Source organism: Streptomyces sp. JNUCC 64 (genome assembly GCF_054484115.1).
This window is the reverse complement of record NZ_CM137015.1, coordinates 40,730-57,766: the sequence shown is the minus strand read 5'-3', so window position 1 is coordinate 57,766 and position 17,037 is coordinate 40,730. Positions and strand designations below refer to the sequence as shown.

Genomic DNA, 17,037 nt, shown 5'->3' with positions numbered 1-17,037 from the left:
ATGATCGAGTCACTGCTGGCACACAGTCCAGTGGATACGAGGACTGCCCGCGTCGCGGAGGAAGACATCGGCGACGAGCTCCCGCGAGCAGGACCTCGTGCCATGGGCACTGCATACACGGTCAGCGCGCTGGGGCTGCGGCCTGCTCCACCGAACGATCTGCACGATCCGTGACTTCATGCCTCGCACCGTAGCCGGGAGCGGCCACAGGAACAGGGCCGGATACACAACCCGCCCGTGCCAGGGCCGTCACGGACCGGTCGGGGGGTCCTTGTAGGCCGCTTCGATCGCGCCGGCATTGATCAGTGCGATCCGCAGCTGTTCATGTTCGGATGTGCCGTCCGCCGTGCTCTGGGCGAAGAGCCGGGCCGCATGCCCCTCAATCTCCCGCTGGTGGAACAGGTCCACTTGGGTGCCGAGCAGCGCTGCGGCAATACGCAGGGCATCAGCGGAGTCGGGGTGCCGGCCTGCGCGTTCAGCGACCTGGTAGGGCGCCTCCAGCGCCGGCTGCAGGGCCACGGTAAGGGCGGTCAACTCCAGCCAGGTGCGGTCGTCGAGACGGTCGGCATAGGCAAACCGCCCCGCCCCGGTGAGAGCAGCGGGCTCCAGCTGCGCATCGAGGGCACTGCGCCACAGCGCCGCGGCGCGTTCGGGCCACGGGCTTGTTTCTTCGCATTGGATCAGGGCTCCGGCGATGTGGCACAGCACCTCGGACACGGCCTGGGGGCCGCCGTCCTGCGCGGCGAGTTCTGTCAGCAGTACGGTGGCCGGGCCCAGGGCCTCGGAGCCGTTGAGGAACACCAGGATGATCTTGTCGATGGCGGGGATGCCGTCCGGGCCGGCCGCCGTTTGCAACAGGGCCGTGCGGTCCAGGCGTGCCAGGACGCCGGTGTGCGGGCGCCCGTGCCGCAGCCAGGTCGCGGCCGGTCGCCACGGGGCGTCAAGGGAGTAGAGCCGGTCGGCGTGCTCCTCGGCCCATGCCGCGTCGACATGTGTCAGTTGGCCGAGGCAGAAGCCGATCACCGCCAGGGCCTGGTCGTCGGGCTCGTCCTCCAGCAGCCGGGTCAGTAGCGTGCGGACCGGCTCGGCCAGGGTCTGGCCGGTGCAGTGAGCTTGCTTGACCGCCCGGGCGATCAGCGACAGCAGCCCTGCCCCGCCCGGCTGGTCGATGGCCGTCAGCAGCGGCTGCCGGGTGTCGGCGCGAGGCTGCGTCCAGCCGGTGACCAGGCCCTCCAGCCACGCGACGGCGCTGGCTTCCTCCCCTGATGCGGTGTCCAGCAGCAGATCGCTCTCCCACGCCCGGTGCAGCAGGTTGCAGATCACCCGCTGCAACTGCTCCGTGCCCGGGCCGTCTTGCCCGGCTGCCGGGCGGGCGGCGAAGGCGGCCAGGGCGATCGGAGCGAGCTCGCCGCCTGCGAGTTTTCCTTCACGGGCGGCCCGGTGCAGGGAGTTGAAGTAGGCGGCCAGCACGGTCGGGGCGCTGGCCGCAGCCGCCGCCACACCGTCCGGGTCGCGGGCCCACAGTGGCGGATCCTGGGCCACGAGGTCACTGATCAGACCGGCGCGAGCACCCTCGGCGTCGACGTCGGTGCGCTTGACGGGCGCGGCGACCAGCTGGCCGACCGCGGCGGCGGGCCCATCCTCTGCCGCCCGGGCAGCGAACACGTCCGCAGACAGCCCGCCGTGGCTCTCGACCCACGACGTGACCTGAAAGCGCGGAACGGGACGCGCCGGTGCGGCCCGCCCCGTCAAAGCGGTGAGCATCTCCAGCAGCGGCCGCCACGGCTCAAGTACCTGCGGGGCCAGGACCGAAGACAGCGCCCAGACGGTGTCCCAGGCATTCGGCAGCGGCTCGGACGCCGTCTCGTAAGCCTCCCTCCAGGCGGAGACCTCCTGAGCGGACGGTGCCTCCCCCAGACTCTGGACCAGCACCTCGTGCAAACCGCCACGGTGCTCGTCCGGGCAGGCGTCCTCGAGCAGGGCAAGGAAGTCCGCGACATCCGCGCGCGGGGATCCAGCAGCCGCCAGCCGACCCGCCAGCGGCAGGGCCTGTTCCCACCAGGTGGCGGACGACTCCGCATCGGCCCGGTCGTCGTCGTAGCTCTCCAGAAGGACGACCGCGCGCAGCCGGTCGGCCGCGGCGCCACCCGGCAATTTGTTGTCCAGTACCCGCCACCGCTCGGACAGCGGGACGCCCAGCCGTGCGTCCTGCCGGGCCAGGTCGAGCACGGCACGCATCAGTGTGAACAGCACGTCGCGCGGCGGATCAGCGAGGGAAATCTCCCGCAGGTCGTTGACCAGGCTGATCTGCCACGCATCGACCTCCGCCAGAGGCGCGGCGAGCACAGACGCCAGCACAGACCGGGTGATCACCCCCAACCGGTCCCCAGCCGGGCGCAGTTGTCCCTCCGGGTGGGCCGTCTGCACCAGGGCATGCGCCAGCTGCGCCGCCTCCCAGGACTCGTCGGTGCCGAAGGACGATGTGCGCAGTACCTCTTCGACGACGCGGACCCACTGCCCGCTGCGGTCGGACATCGGGACGTCCCGGGCCCAGTAACTGATGCGCAGCAGCACATGGCGGTCCTCGTGCGTCCTTGCGATCTGCTGCAGCAGCGCACACGCCGTCATGCCCGCCTGGGCTACCAGGCTCACCGCCATACCGGTCGCGCCGCCACCACGCGCCTCGATCGCGGCGAGATGCTGCTGCACCCACGCGCACACCTGTGGTGCCTCGGCATCCAGCAGCCGCCGCAGATAGGGCAGGGCCGGCCAGCGAGAAGCCTCCGGCAGCAGCCGGCCCAGCGGCAGCAGGCCAAGCCAGCGCCGGCTCACCGCCGCGCGGAAGAAGTAGCCGCCGGCGCGCGGATCCGACATCGACGCGATCTCAGCGGCATCCTCCGGCGAGGGCTGCTCACTGAGCGCCAGCTGCCGCAACCGTTCGGCACGCTCGGGCAGCCCCAGGAAGAGCTGCTCGAAGGAGGCCACCACCCCCTCGAACCGCTCGCGGGACTCCTCCGGTGTGGCACCCGAACCGTGCAGGACACCAGAAGTGTCCCGATAGAAACGGGTCCAGGAGTTGCGCACGGCCTCCACCTCGGCCAGGCCCATCTCCTGGCGCGTCAGTTCCTGCACCAGGTGCCCGATCTGGCGGATGCGCCGCCCACCCGGATTGGCCTCCTCTGCCCGCAGCGCATCTACCGCGGCAGCGAGCTCGTCCAACAGCCCTTCCGAGACCTGGTCGTGGGCGCGCCATGCCTCGACGGTGGACTTGGCGGTATCCGTGACCGCGCCCCTCGCTGCCTCGATGCCCTCGATGTCCCTCGGCGCCAGGTTGAGGATGCTGTCGATCGCTCCCCGGCAGCAGGACTGCGAGACCTCGTACGGTGCGTGCCACCGGCCGGGATCGGACAGGACCGCCGCCGCATCCCGCAGGAGGTTCAACGCCCGCTCACCGTGGGGCCCTTGAGCAGTCAACGCCGTGGACAGTTCAGCAGAGACAGCGAAGCCGGTCTGGCCGGCGTCGCCGCCCGGGGAGTCGTTCGCGACAGTCACCCTGTCACCGTAGCGGCCCTGCGACCACGGCAACGGCCTCGCATCCGGGCGGGCGGAATGGAGCAGCCCTCGGACCCCGCCGAGTGATGTCGTCGCCGGTCACGCCACGCTGAGCGCGGTGGGGTGGGTGTTGATCCACGATAGGCCGCCGAGGTCGAGTTGGTGGCGGGCACGGGTGACGGCGACGTAGGCGAGGCGGGCGTCGGTGTCGTTGACGGGTTCCGGAACGGGGCGGCCTTGGGCGTCGTGTTGGTCGGTGTCCTTGGGCGGGGGGAAGTCGTCGCCGATTTTGACGGTGGGCCATTCGCGGCCTTTGGCGGTGTGGGCCGTGGAGACGGTCACGTCGGCCTGCTGTTCGTCGGTGAGCTGGTCGACGGCGGCGAGGATGGCGTCGGGGCCGTGGGTGTCGATGAGGTCGGCGAAGGGTTGGACGTCGCGGCCGGCGGGGTCGTGTGCGGCGTAGTCCTGTAGTTCGCCCCAGGAGTTGAAGAGGACGAGTTCGGGGTGTGAGGTGCGGCGGCCGCCTTTGAGGTCGCGGGCGGCGAGAGCCAGTGCGGCCAACTGCTGCTTTCCCCGGGTGAGGGCGACACGGTGGCCGGCCGACAGCAGTCGCATGACTTCGGCCATGGCGCCGATGTTGGTGCGGCACAGCACCGCATCGGGGCAGTCGAGATCGCCGACTTCGGTGGGGATGGTCTCCGTGCCGGTCAGGCGGATGGGGGCGTCGGCCAGAGCGAGCCACCGGTTGGCCTCTTCCGCGATCAAGGGGCCGAAGCGGAAGGAGCGGGTCAGGGTGAGAGCAGTGGCGTCGAAGCCGGTCATCACGTCCCGCGCACCGCGCCAGCCGTAGATGGCCTGGGCGGAGTCGCCGACCATGACGAGCTGGGCATGGCCACGCTGGGCGGCGAAGACCTCCTCAAGGACCGGGTTGGTGTCCTGGGCCTCGTCGAGGAAGAGGAAGTCGGCTTCGAGTCTCGGCTCGGTCAGGGCCCACATTTTCAGGTAGTGGTCGTGTTCGAAGCGGACCACACCTGTCTCGGGGTGGTGCAGGTCGGCTCAGGCCTTGAGGGCGAACGGCAGGACTTCATGCGCAAGTTGGGCGTGCTCGCCGGAGGTGGACAGGCCGCGCAGGTGCGGTACGTGGTGGCGGGTCAGGGTGCGGTCGGCGGAGTAGCAGTAGCGGGTCACGGTGCGCAGCACGGTGTGGGAGAGCGTCCGGGGGGCTGATCTCGTGATCGCCGATGCGGACCGGGCGGGTGATGCCGAGTGCCCGGCCGGTCTTCCAGGCCGGCTGGCGGGGGCTGTTGAGCCGGCTCGCATAGCGGTGCCCTACGGCGGCGTAGGCCGTGGCGTGGGCGGTCTTGCACACCACCGTGCGGGGGAAGCGGGTGGTGGCATCGCGCGCGATGTCCTTGTTGAAGGCGAGGTAGCGGCCGCGGCTGAGGGTGCTGGCGGCAAGCAGGCTGAGGGTGCTGGTCTTTCCCGTCCCGGCGACGGCCTGCAGGACGAGATGGTGACCGGCCCGGAAGGCGTCGACGGCGTGGGCCTGTTCGTCGGTGGGCGTGTGCAACAAGGGCTCCGCGAAAGATTGAAGAGGATCAGGGGGCCTGCAGCCGCCGTGTCGGGAGCGGCGTAGGAGAAGGAGTTATGGCGCTGTACGAGTGGGATGGTGCTGGTGGCTGTGCAGGAGGCCGGCCACACAGGCCAGGACGTCTTCGGGTGTGTGGTGGGCGAGCAGACTCTCGAGCCGAACCTCCAGGCGCCGGGCGCGTTCCTGATCCTCCCGGGCAAGGGCCGCGGTCACCCGCCGTCGGAGCAGGTCCTGGGGGCGTTGCCCCAGGACTGTCGCGGCCTGGCGCAGTGCCCTGTCGGCGGTGTGGTCCAGGGCGACGTTGAGCAGGACCTGGCCGTGCCGGTCGGGGTAGTGCGTGGTCAGGACGTCGATCGGCAGGCGCGTGCCCAGCCGGCGCCGCAGCGCATGCAGGGCACTGGCGGGACTGCGTGCGCTGTAGACCGTCATCAGCCGGGTGCGGTCCGCGCTCGCGGCCAGGGACACGCCGGAGTGTGCATGCCGGAGTTCGCCGGGAGTGGCAGGCCTGGTCAGGGCGATCTCGATGGCGTGGTGCGGCATCACGGCCGGGCCGCCTGCCGTGCACGGCCTGCAGTCCTGGGGCGTCGGACGGGTGTGGGCAGGCGGGTGTGGATGTGTTCGTGGTGGTGCAGCGGGTCGAAGGGCTCCCAGCCGGCCACCGCCAGGTCGGCGGCCGTGGGCGTGGCGGCATGCTGCGGGCAGCGCTGGGCGCGCCAGCGCAGCTGCTCGGCGTAGGGGACGCCGGTGAGGTCGTAGAGGGCCATGACCTCGGCGGGCAGGGCCAGTTGGCCGCCCGTCGCGGTGGCGGAGACCAGTCTCCAGGTGCCGGCCGGGGCGTCGGAGGCAAGCAGCGGGCTGGTGCAGCGGTGGCGGCGCCGGGTCTGGGCGACACACTGGATTTCATCCACCGGCCGGGAGGCGAGGTAGCGGACATACAACAGCTGCACGATGGGCCGGGCCGGGCGGCAGACGGGCGGCTGGGGCGCCGAGCTGTCCGGCGAGGCCGGGGGAGGAGTGAAGACCCCGGCGTCGATCATGCGGCGGGTGTGCACGGCCAGCGACCGGCGCAGCCCGGCCAGTTCAGGGGGAGCCGGTGCCGTGTCGCGGGCGGGACAGAGGACGGCGTGCGGCAGACGGCACCAGCTGCTGCCGTCCCCGGCAGGGTGGGCGATTCCGGAGCTGACGTGCCAGCGGCAGGCGGCGGGCACCCGGGTGGCCGGCAGTTCCTGCGGATGGAGACGGGCCGGCCGGCGGTCGCCGCGGTGGTACCACTCGATCCGGTTGCCGCAGTCGCGGCACCGGTCGCTCTGTCCGCAGCGCAGCCGGCTGGCGCCGTCGGGGGTGATCTGCAGGGAACGGCGCGCGCGGTGGGCGAGGACGGGGCTGCGGTCCCAGTGGCGGGAGGCGGGAGGTGTGGAGCGCATGCGCGTGAACCTGCCAGCCAACACGCCGCATCCGCGGCAGCGGTGGGGCCGGATCGCCCGCTCAGCCGCACATGGTGCAACTGGAGTGCGAACGCGCGGGCACGCGTTCGAGGCGGTCTCGCCGGTTCGGGTGATCCGGGATGGCCGCCAGGACGGGGGTCAGTCCCCGCTCGGCCCCGGCAGGTCGTGCCCGCGGCACAGCGTCGCGAAGAGCTCGTCGAACGGGGTGCCCAGAGCGTGGGCGAGAGCGTGCCAGGTCTTCAGCGTGCCGATGGTGCGCCCCTGCTCGATTTCGATGAGAGTGCGCCTGGCCAGGCCGCTGTGGGCGGCAAGCTCGTCATAGGTCCATCCGCGCACGGCCCGCAGGCGCGCTAGGGCTGTTTGGAGTTCGGATCTTTTCAAGGCTTGGTGGTGTGCCGGGTGGGGCTGGTAGAACTCGCGTGTGGCGCGTTTTGATGTGACGGATGCCGAGTGGGCGTTGATCGAGGGGCATCTGCCGGTAGCGGCGACCGGTCCGTTGCCCCGGCGGGTGCGGGATCAGTTCAACGGGGTGCTGTGGCGGTTCCGCGCCGGTACTGGCTGGCGTGATGTGCCGGAGCGGTACGGGCCCTGGTCGACTGTGTATTCGCGGTTCAGTGCCTGGGCGAAAGCCGGGGTGTTCCAGGCGCTGATGGAGGCTCTGATCGCCGAGGCGGCGGCACGTGGACGGGTCGGGCTGGAACTGGTCAGTGTGGACTCCACCATCGTGCGGGCCCATCACGAATCGGCCGGGCTGGCGGTCGCCGGGGAGACCCTGGACGCTCTCGAACAGGCCCTGACCGAGGAAAAGGGGGTCCCGCTGCCGGAGCAGGGACCGGTCCTGCGGGTCATCCATCGCAGGCCGCACCGGGTGCGGGCAGGGAGGACGGGACGCAGCAGGACCGTGCTGTGGCACGGCACCGCTCCAGGGTCCGGGCGAAGGCAGCCCGGGTCGGCCGGTCCAGAGGCGGGCTGAGCAGCAAGATCCATATCGCGGTCGACGCTTGTGGGCTGCCGCTTGCCTTCGTCCTGACCCCGGGCCAGGCCGCGGACAGCCCGCAGTTCTCGGCGGTGCTCGGCGCGATCCGGGTCGCCAGCCCGGTCGGCCGCCCGCGGACCCGGCCCGGCGCGGTGGCCGCCGACAAGGCGTACTCCTCCAAGGCCAACCGCGCCTACCTGCGAGGACGCAGTATCACAGCGGTCATTCCGGAGAGGAACGACCAAGCCGCCAACCGGAAGAGGAAGGGCTCCGCTGGTGGTCGGCCCGTCGCTTTCGACCCGGACCGGTATCGCCAGCGCAACACCGTTGAACGCTGCTTCCAGAAGATCAAAACCTGGCGCGGACTCGCCACCCGCTACGACAAATCCCCGGAAAGCTACGAAGCGGGACTCCACCTCAGAGGATCGATCATGTGGCTCAAACACCTCACCCCAACCACATGATCCGAACCTCAAACAGCTCCTAGTTCCAAGCGCAGCGTGTTGAGGTCCGGATCGGGCGGCAAGATCGTCACCCGTCCATCCGACGGGGCAGACCCCTGCCCTGTCAGTGCAGACCTCTGCCCTAATTCTGCAGGTCGCGGCGCCAGCGATAGGGCAGAGATCTGCCCTATGGTGAGTGGCCGCCCACAGCCCCTGATGGGCCCGGCGCGCAAGCACAGGGAGGAACACGCGCCCATGAGGCAGCGCACAACATGCCCGGCGACGCCACGCGCCTGGACCGTGGAACTGCGCTCGCACCCCGGCGGGCTCGTCCTGGTCTGCCCGCAATGCCCGCACGCCAGCGGACAGGTCGCCGCGGCCTCCGCCCGCTCGGCCGCCCTCACTCACCTCGCACGCCACGCACGCAGCGACATCCTCCCGCCCCACCTGAGGATCTGCCAGTGCCATGAACGCGGCTGCCGCTGGCACCCCCGTCACCGCGGTTGCGACGGCCCCATCCGCCTTCTCCTCGCCTGTGAACGCGGCGGACGAGTATGGCGACTCGCCGACGCCTGCAGTACCTGCGCCGCCGCGACCGCCCAGGCCGCTGTCGTGCCCGACACCACCCCCGCCCGCACGTCGCCGCAACCGTCCACCGCTCGGCGGCGAAAGCGGCGCGCCAGAGGCCCGGGTGAGCAGGCCCGCGTACGCGAAATGCTCAACTACCTGGCGGTCGCACTTCCGCCAGGTGTCTCGCCCGCCGCACGCCTGCTCGCTCTGCAGTGCGCCCTGCGCATGAACGCCACCATGCACGTCCGGCTGCCCCAGGGCATCCCGCGCAGCCTCCGTCTCAACGGACCCGGCCCGTGGCACGAGTTGGAGCGCGCGCGATGGCTGCGTATCGCCCCCGCATGCTCCGCCGGCGAGGTCGTCGCAGAACTGCTCGACATCACAGTGCTCGGCCAGGCCCCAGCCCGCCCCGACCGTGTGCAGGCCGCGGACTGGGCGCTGCGCGCTGGCTCCCCGGCCGGGGGGCAGAGGCCACTGGGTCACTGCTGCAACTAGCCGTTGTCTACCTCGCGGCACATACCGATCCCGAAACTGGCTCCGGCCTGACCGAACTCGACCAGATGACGCGCGCCTGCGGAACGCACCCCACGGAGCTGCCCGACATGCTCGACCGGCTGGCCCGGACCGGACTGGTCAGGTCATGGCAGGCCTGCCCGGACTCCGGGGATCTGCACTGGACCTGCCGGTGGGCCGATCCTCAGGCCGCGCGCCTGGCCGTCGCGAGGTAGGCGAACAGTTGCTCCTTGGTCACCGGGATAGCGGGCTACGCGGGACGGGGGCAAGCGACCATTCGCTGCGCGGACTCGCGTCGACCGCGTCGAAGCCGAGCTCTTCGTAGAGACCGGCGACGAACTCGGCAGCTTCGAGAGGGGCGCTGGCGCAGGTGAGCGCGCGGCGGTTCGGCGAGCCGGCGGGCGCTCCGTCCGCGCTTCCGACCAGGTAGAGCTCGACGGAGGTGCCGCCGCGGCGTGCGCGCCCGGCCAACTGCATGAGCCCGACGAGGATGGCCGCCAGGACCTCAGCCTTGAGGACCCGCAGGTCGGTGCGCAGCGGCAACTCCCGCTGGCGGACCGAGGCGGTTGCACTGAGGGGCCGAGCATGCCGGCGGGATCGGCGCTGACGGTGCCAGCGGCGATGCCGCAGGCGTTGATACTCGCGTACATGGCGGCCGGCTCGACGCGAGGCCCCGCTCCAGCGAGACGGACGATAGAGACCTCGGCGAGCCCGATGCGCCTGACACACGCTCACTGCTGCGGCTGCGGCTGCGGCTGCGGCTGCGGCTGGGGATGGGGATGGGGATGGATAAAGACAAGTTTTGTGGTTTCCGGGCCCTTTGAGCCCGGTAGCGGTCATGCTGGTCCAGGGACGCGCGTGATGCGGGGGTGGAGGGGGACTTGCCGGATCAGCCTGACTTGTTCTCCGTGCAGCAGGAGGACGACGCGGAGGGTCTAGAACACATACCGCCATTCGTGGCACCGGTCGCTGCTGCACCGAGCGCAGTGACACGCGATCCGGTGGCACTGCGCATCGCCGAGGCCGTCCGGGACGTGTTCGGCGACTTCGGCTCCGAACACGGCCTGAGCCGCGGGGAGATAGCCCAGGCCTGCGCCGCGGTGGCCTCCGCCGACGAGTTCGATTCAAGATTCCGGATCTTCATCAAACTTCGTCTGCTGGAGTCGCTGCACGGCAAGTCATACGACCAGCGGTATGTGTTCAACCCGACCAGCGGTGCCGCACTGCTGGTGTACGAGCGCCTGGGGGAGGCCGGCGGTGTCCAGGAGATCACCATGCTGCTGGACCGGGCCCGCGAAGGCCTTCTGAACGGCTCCCTGACCGAGGAACAACTGGCCGCCAAGATCGCCCAGGCCCGGCGGAGCCTTGCGAACTACACCAACCACCTGCTGCGGCTGGTGCGCACCAGGCCCATCGAAGAACTGCTCGGCCAACGTCACCACCACGCCCACACCACATCGCTCGAGGAAGCGAAACACCTCGTCCATGCCGTCGCCGAGCAGTACCCCGCACTGCGTTCCGGCGGCACCCGCCTGATCCGGGAAGCCCTGCGCTACACAGGAGCCGTCCACGAGTTCCACGACCGGCTCATGCAACAAGCCACCACCCGGCGCGACTTCAGCATGCTCCTACCCGAGCAGTACCTGACTGCGGCCCTTCGCTCCTCCACGGAAACGCTCGCGCAGGTGTTCTCCACGACCGTCTTCGATCCGCCCCACGTCCAGATCACCACGGGCCAGATCCTCACCGCTGCAGCCGACCACCAGCCCCCGCCGCCGCGGCAGCGCCTGCCGCGCCCCCCGACGCAGCCGCCCGGCCCGGATCCGGTCGAGACTGCACGCGCCAAAGCCGCGCTCGCACGGCAGCGGCGAGAGGCCACCGTGACCCTACTCATGGCCGGAAAGGACGAAGCCGACGTCACCGCCCGCCTGCGTGCCCTGCCCTGGCAGGCAGCGGTCAAGCACCTGGTCGACATGCTGCGCGCCGCAGCCGACCCCGCTATCCCGCTCATGCTCGACATCTCCCGCGAGGTCATCGTGGACGCCGCAGGGCCGGTCACCTACGCCTCGCCGGTGACCGTGTACCGCATTCCCGACAGCCCACAAGACATAAACGACGACACCGAAGCCGCACCGCAGAGCCCCCATGAGTGACCCCTACCTGCTGGCACGGGCCCGAGCCCTGCGCACGGTCCCTGTCCCGGCGGACCGCGCAGAACTCACCCAGCTGCGCTGCGCCGCCGACGATGTGGAGCGCCGGCTGGTCGATGTCGTCACCCCCGACGGGACCCAGGAGCTGATGACCGGCTGGGCTCCCGATGTGGAACCGGCAAGTGGCGCGCTGGGCGACAACGACGTCCACCGAACCGCCTCGACCGTCCGCCTGCTCACGCTGGCCTGCTGCATCCGCCACTGCTGGCCTGACCCCAGCCAGCCGCTATACCCGGGACAACCCGCCGCACAGCAGGACATTCTCGCCGCCCTGACTCCTCTCCAGGACACTCTCGCGCCACGCGACGGGGCGGCCATGCTGGGGCAGACCGGGCACTTCCTGACGGCCCTGCGGTTCCTGCGCGCATGCGGACACCTCGCGGCAGACGGCGGCGACGGCATGATCCGCCTCGGACCCATGGTCGCGCTGTGGTCCGAGCGCGATGTGGCCGAACTGCGCAACGGCTACGACATCCTGCCCGCTCCGAGGAAGAAGTGAGCCCGTGGACGTACCGGCACTGCAAGCCCTGTCCCACAACCGGCGGGCCGACGTCCGAGCGGCGGTCTGCGCCGTGGAGACCGCCGTGATCCCCGTACCGTCCCTCCACTTCCGTGCCCTCGCCGAGATCCCGCTGCGCATCGTGGTGGAACAGGTTCTGGCCGCATCCGGACGCACCCTGCTCGCGGTCGGCGGCGGCTACCTCTCCGGTTACACCGACGAGATCAGACAACGTCTGGCGCACGAAGGAATCGGAGTCCTGCCGCGAGACGACCGCGCCGTCCTCACCTTGATCCTTCTGTTCAGCGTCGCCATTCCCCGAGCGTCCGGCACCGCCCTGCCCGAGCAGCTGTGGACCCAGGGCACCCCCGTGCCCAGGGACCAGCTCAAGGGCTGCCAGGTGTCCGACGTCGTTCTCACCAGCGCGCTGCAGCGCCTCACCGACGCCGACCTGGTCCGGCGGACCAGAACGGGCTACGTCCTGGGCCACCAGTTTCTGCGGCTGACGGCGGCTGTGGGCGCCGAACTGTTCGAACAGCTGATCCTGCTCGCCGATCCCGACAGCGCTCTCTCCGAATCGATCCGCCGGCGCCGCGCCCACCCCACCGCGCCGACGGCCACTGCTCTTGATCACGAGGAGCACGACAGATCATGACCACCCCGCCCACCTCCGACCCGTCCCGGGGCATCGTCGGCGACCGCCAGCTCATCGCTGTCCAGGCCTTCGACATCGCCCGGCTCACGGCACACGCCGTCCCGATCATCCCGGAGACCTTCATCGCCGTCTCCGGTCTCGGCCCCAAAGACGACTCGAACGGCTCCGGCAAGACCAGCTTCCTCATCGCGGTCTCCCTGCTGCTGGCCGATCCGCAGTGGCGCCTGGAGACCAACGGGGGTCGGCACGCCAGCGGCATCCTGTTCCGCCCCGACGCAGCAGGCGTCGACCAGGCTCACCAGGCTTCCCCTGTCACCCACGGCTACATCGTCGGCGTCTTCGCCCACCCCGACGAACCGGCCGCGAACCCCCTGACCGTATGGGTCCGCATCGCGACCACCACCCCCTACCTGCAGGCCAACTGGACCGAAGGCCTGCACGTCGCCGACGCCCCCACCGATCACGAGCGCAGCATCCAGGCCGACGCCCTGTGGCGCGAACTGGGCACCCGCCAGCTCCTGTCCGCCCGCGCCATGGCCGAGAAGCTCTACGGCACCGCCCCGCGCTGCCTCACCTACCTCGACACCGCCCTGCGCCCGCCCGTGCCCTCACTGCTCAGCCAGCAGCTGACCGAGATGGAACCCCAAGACATCGGCCGGTCCCTGATCGCCCTGTCAGGCATGACCCCCCTGCTGGAGGAGGAAGACGACCTGCGCGGCCAGGCCCTGCAGCATCGGATCAGCCTCGAGAAGGCTCAGGCCGAGCACACCCAGGCACTGCTCGCCGAAGAACAGGTGATGAGCGGTGTGCGCGCCCGCGAGACCGCCCGCCTCGCCCTCCAGCGCGGCCACGAGGCATGGCACCGCTACCTCGCGGCCTCCTACCGCGACGCCCACCACAGTGACCAGCGCGTTGCCGCGCTCATGGAGGAAGAGCAGCAGGCCGCCGAGAAAGCCGCGGTCCTCGTGCAGGACGCCGAGGACCGTCTGAACTTGCTCGGGTCCGCCGAAGAACTCGCCACCCAAAAAGGCGCAGCCCACCAGGCATGGTCCGACGCACGACAACTTGTCGGCGAACTGTCCAGGAAAATGACGGAGTTGACTACGCAACAGGCGATGCTGCGGAACCGGCGGGCCACCCTGCTGCCCGCGGCGCAGGGCTGGGACGGCAGCGACTGCACCGCCACTGCCGCCCGCCTGGACCAACGCCAACGCGAGCACGCCAAGGCAGAGCTGCAATGCGACGAGGCCGAGAGCGCCCTCACCCATGCCCGCACCCACCTGCACGACGTCGAGCAGGGCCGCAGCGGTCAAGCCGGCCGCGCCATCGATCTGCTGGGCGAACACCGCATCCGTGCGCACGGCCTGCTCGACCAGCTCAACGTAGACGAGGGTGTACGCCCGGAGTGGGAACCGCGCCTTGCCCCCTGGCAGGACGCGATCGTCGTCGAACCCGAGCACGAAGACACAGCCCGGCGCCTGCTGCATGCCGCTCTGCCCGGCGCCCAGATCATCTCCTCCGACACCGGGCAGAAAGCCCTGCCCGAGGGCATTCACAGCACCCTGAACGTGACCCGCTTCCTCGCCACCCTCCAACAGAGCCTGATTCCCTCGTCCGACGGCTTGGCCGTCCGCGACCAGGCACTGGCGCTGACCGTGACGGGCGGCTTCCCCACCGCCCTGGCCGGACGCAAAGCCCAACTCCGACAGGCCCGCGCCAACCTCGCAGCCGCAGAACAAGCCTGCACCGAGGCCACCGAAGCCATGACCGCGGCCACCGCTGCCCTCACCCTGGCCCAGACCCTGCACGCAGCCGCCCAGGCGGCTGAAGAACTCGCACACCTTGGCACCCAGGAGAACGACCTCCAGGCCAAGATCGACGACCTTGCCAGCCGCTCCGCCAACGCCGCTCGCGACGAGCAGGAGTTCCAGCAGGTCTGGCAGGAGGCCGTGGCCCGGCACGCCTCCCACAAGCAGCTCCTCACCAGCGCAAAGCTCACCCTGGAAGCGGCCAGCAAGGCGCTCAAGGAACGCCAGCGCAACCTGGCCGCCTTCGAACGCCAGCGCGAGCAGGTCGCCGCCGCCCAGTGGCAGCAACAGTGGGGCGCAACCCTCGAAGACGCCACCCGCCTCCTGGACCAGACATCGGACCAGACCCGTTCCTCCCGGCCGGCAGCCCTGCGCCGACAATCGGAAGACCAACTGCGCCGGGCCTACGAGCACTACGGCGTTGACGGCACCTCAGGCGCGGACGTCAGCCAAGACCTCCGCACGGGCCAGGAAATGATGCAGTCCTTCGCCGACACCGATCCCGCCGGCCTCCCCTCCCTCACCTTCGCCGACGTAGCAGCCCCGCTGGACAACCGCCTCGCCGGCCATCGGGACCAAGACGAGGTCGCCGCAGCGCGCATCACCCACGACCAGCACGCCCGGCAGCAGGCCATCGCAGAACTCACCGATGGCGTCACCACCAGCGCCCGCAACCTGGAAACCCTCCAGGACATGATCGAAAAGCACCTCGACGGCCTCTTCGCTCAGATCAGCGCCGCATTCCACGACCTCGACCTGCGCAGCGACGGCCACGGAGCCAAACTCGAGCACATCAGCATCCGTCCCCAGGGCGCCGGGGACTGGCAGTGGCAGGTCATCCCACGATGGAAACGCTCCCGCAGCGGCGGATACGTCTCCTACCGAGAAAACGCCAACAGCGCCCAGGTCAAGGTGCACGCCATCCTGCTCGTCCTCGCGGCGCTCCTGGCCGACTCTCACACCCAGGGCAGAGTCCTGATCCTGGACGAACTCGGCAACAGCCTCGGAGAAGTCAACCGCAAGGACATGCTCGCTGCCCTACGCGACGTCGCACGCGACCAGCACCTGACCATCCTCGGCACCTGCCAGGACAGCGTCCTCGCCGACGCCGCCGACGTCTGTGGGGAACTGCTGTGGTTCGTCCACGCATCAGCAGCCGACATCATCAACCAGCCCACCAGCGCATGGGCCTTCGACAGCAACGGCGCCCGCACCCAACTCACCGAAGACTGGATCACCGCGGGACGCGCCCATGCCTGACCTCACTCCCCGACCTCCTCTCCTCATCGGCGAGGCACACGGCCGCGAGACCGTTCCCCTGCGCAACCTGCCGCCGGGCATCACAGCCGTCACACTGCCGCGGATCACCAAGGATAGCGACGACACCATCCACGTGCGCGTCCCCCGAGACCGCCGACGACGCGTCAGCCCCCGGCAGGTCGACCTTGTCGCCGACCACCCCGTCAGCCCCTACGACCCGCCACCCACCCTGACTACCCGACAACTGATCAAAGTCCTGCAGACCAAGACCGCCAAACGCTGGCCCACCATCCAGGCCGACCTCGGCGACAACGCCTGGCAGATCGTGGCCGACCTCATCCGCTGTGGCGCCGTCATCCTGCGCTGCGACGTCGTCAACGCCACCGGCTACAGTCCGCGCTCATGGACCCTGACCCGGTCATGGGCCGAACTCGCCGAGGACAAACTCGCCGAACTCCAGGGCCGCCAGCATCCTGAGGACCTGCACCGCGAGCTCCTCGACATCATGTCCGGCATCCCTGAGCTCGCCCATGAGCACGCTCTGCTGGCCACGACGCCGCCCGGCCGGGTCCTGAAGATCCCCGAAGGCACCGCCACCAGGGCCGAGGACTGGCGCGTATACGAGATCGCCATCCGGGCCGCCGGCCTCTGGTGGCCCGCTCAAGGCGCACCACGCAAGATCACCGCGAAGGAGCTCGCCGGACGCAGCCTGCGCGACACCAAGAGCGCCTGGACCCCCGCCCGGCAGCAGGCCTTCTCCAACCTGATCGGCATCCCCTTCGATCAGGCCGTCGACAAGGCCGACACCGAACTACGCATCCGCGGCCCCCTGCAGTGGCGCGTCGGTACCGTTATCGCCGACGCGGCAGCCTGCCGCCCCTGGCTCGCGCTTCCCGCCCGCGGTGTCCGCGCCCTCGGCATGATCTCCTGCGACGCCCGAGGCGTCTTCCTGGTCGAGAACGAGGACACCTTCGAACAGGTCTGCAAGATCCCGGAGATCGCCGACACCTGGCTGTGCATCTGGGGCAAGGGCTATGCGACCGACGGCCTGGCCGAATTCCTCCGCGGCCTCGACGGCCTGCCCCTCGCGGCATGGGGCGACCTCGACGCCCACGGCATCCGCATCATCGGCAACCTCGCCGACCGCATCGGGCGGCCCGTCACACCCGTCGCGATGACCGTCGACCTCTACCGGGGCGGCACCAAGTACCGCCAGGAGCCCACGAAACTGAAGGAGAACCGCAAGCTCGCCGCCCAGCTGGCGTGCGACGGCATCGAGGCCCTGCGCGACCTGGCCGAAGAGATCGCCCGGACCGACGGGCACGGCTGCGAACAGGAGACGCTCTACGACGAAGTCCTCCCCGCACTCCCCGGTCTGCTAAAAGCCGTGCACGTGTCCGGCAGCTCCTGACCTCCCAGAAGCGGGCAGCGGCCAGCAGGTCGGTTCGGGCCGGGCGTGCCCGGCTCCAGCCTTCCTGCTCCAGCCGGTGGCCTGCTGCGAACACGGCATCAACA

Annotated in this window: 11 protein-coding genes and 2 pseudogenes; 7 read left to right on the top strand and 6 right to left on the bottom strand. The window is 70.2% G+C overall.

Translation table 11 applies throughout. The annotated features are described in order from the left end of the window. Positions 1-249: 249 nt before the first annotated feature. The 5 genes and pseudogenes from ACVWNX_RS00220 to ACVWNX_RS00200 all read right to left on the bottom strand — a co-directional run bounded on the left by ACVWNX_RS00220 (position 250) and on the right by ACVWNX_RS00200 (position 6,969). Entirely contained in the window at positions 250-3,552 is a 3,303-nt protein-coding gene (locus ACVWNX_RS00220; protein ID WP_454411783.1) for a hypothetical protein, read from the bottom strand. A 99-nt stretch (positions 3,553-3,651) separates the two neighbouring features. Further along, positions 3,652-5,122: pseudogene (locus ACVWNX_RS00215) on the bottom strand (UvrD-helicase domain-containing protein). Positions 5,123-5,197: 75 nt separating this feature from the next. After that, on the bottom strand, positions 5,198-5,683 hold the full coding sequence (locus ACVWNX_RS00210; RefSeq protein ID WP_454411782.1) for a hypothetical protein: 486 nt from the start codon (positions 5,681-5,683) through the stop codon (positions 5,198-5,200). Then, positions 5,683-6,567, bottom strand: coding sequence for a DUF6083 domain-containing protein (locus ACVWNX_RS00205; protein WP_454411781.1), 885 nt, complete (start codon positions 6,565-6,567; stop codon positions 5,683-5,685). The genes ACVWNX_RS00210 and ACVWNX_RS00205 overlap by 1 nt, the downstream gene beginning before the upstream one ends. 159 nt (positions 6,568-6,726) lie before the next feature. Further along, complete coding sequence (locus tag ACVWNX_RS00200; protein WP_454411780.1) at positions 6,727-6,969, bottom strand: helix-turn-helix transcriptional regulator; 243 nt, start codon at positions 6,967-6,969, stop codon at positions 6,727-6,729. Positions 6,970-7,009: 40 nt separating this feature from the next. Between ACVWNX_RS00200 and ACVWNX_RS00195 the strand changes: the two are divergent. Next, positions 7,010-8,028: pseudogene (locus ACVWNX_RS00195) on the top strand (IS5 family transposase). A gap of 1,109 nt (positions 8,029-9,137) precedes the next feature. Continuing rightward, positions 9,138-9,305 (top strand): hypothetical protein, encoded by a 168-nt coding sequence (locus tag ACVWNX_RS00190; protein ID WP_454411779.1) that lies wholly within the window; start codon positions 9,138-9,140, stop codon positions 9,303-9,305. A 19-nt stretch (positions 9,306-9,324) separates the two neighbouring features. Here ACVWNX_RS00190 and ACVWNX_RS00185 read toward each other — a convergent pair whose 3' ends face one another. Beyond that, the gene (locus ACVWNX_RS00185) at positions 9,325-9,633 is read right to left on the bottom strand and encodes a hypothetical protein (RefSeq protein WP_454411778.1); all 309 of its coding nucleotides are present in this window, start codon (positions 9,631-9,633) and stop codon (positions 9,325-9,327) included. A gap of 458 nt (positions 9,634-10,091) precedes the next feature. On the opposite strand from ACVWNX_RS00185, the gene ACVWNX_RS00180 reads away from it, so the two are divergent. Genes ACVWNX_RS00180 through ACVWNX_RS00160 form a run of 5 tightly spaced genes read left to right on the top strand, consistent with a single transcriptional unit; the run spans position 10,092 to position 16,933 of the window. Next, positions 10,092-11,243, top strand: coding sequence for a hypothetical protein (locus tag ACVWNX_RS00180; protein ID WP_454411777.1), 1,152 nt, complete (start codon positions 10,092-10,094; stop codon positions 11,241-11,243). Then, the gene (locus ACVWNX_RS00175) at positions 11,236-11,799 is read left to right on the top strand and encodes a hypothetical protein (RefSeq protein ID WP_454411776.1); all 564 of its coding nucleotides are present in this window, start codon (positions 11,236-11,238) and stop codon (positions 11,797-11,799) included. The genes ACVWNX_RS00180 and ACVWNX_RS00175 overlap by 8 nt, the downstream gene beginning before the upstream one ends. A 4-nt stretch (positions 11,800-11,803) precedes the next feature. Then, positions 11,804-12,454 carry a hypothetical protein gene (locus tag ACVWNX_RS00170; RefSeq protein WP_346011188.1) on the top strand — a complete coding sequence of 217 codons (651 nt, stop codon included), beginning with the start codon at positions 11,804-11,806 and terminating at the stop codon, positions 12,452-12,454. Then, on the top strand, positions 12,451-15,522 hold the full coding sequence (locus ACVWNX_RS00165) for a coiled-coil domain-containing protein (protein ID WP_454411775.1): 3,072 nt from the start codon (positions 12,451-12,453) through the stop codon (positions 15,520-15,522). Before ACVWNX_RS00170 ends, ACVWNX_RS00165 begins: the two co-directional genes overlap by 4 nt. Further along, positions 15,515-16,933, top strand: a complete 1,419-nt coding sequence (locus ACVWNX_RS00160; protein WP_454411774.1) for a Wadjet anti-phage system protein JetD domain-containing protein — start codon at positions 15,515-15,517, stop codon at positions 16,931-16,933. Before ACVWNX_RS00165 ends, ACVWNX_RS00160 begins: the two co-directional genes overlap by 8 nt. Positions 16,934-17,037 lie beyond the last annotated feature (104 nt).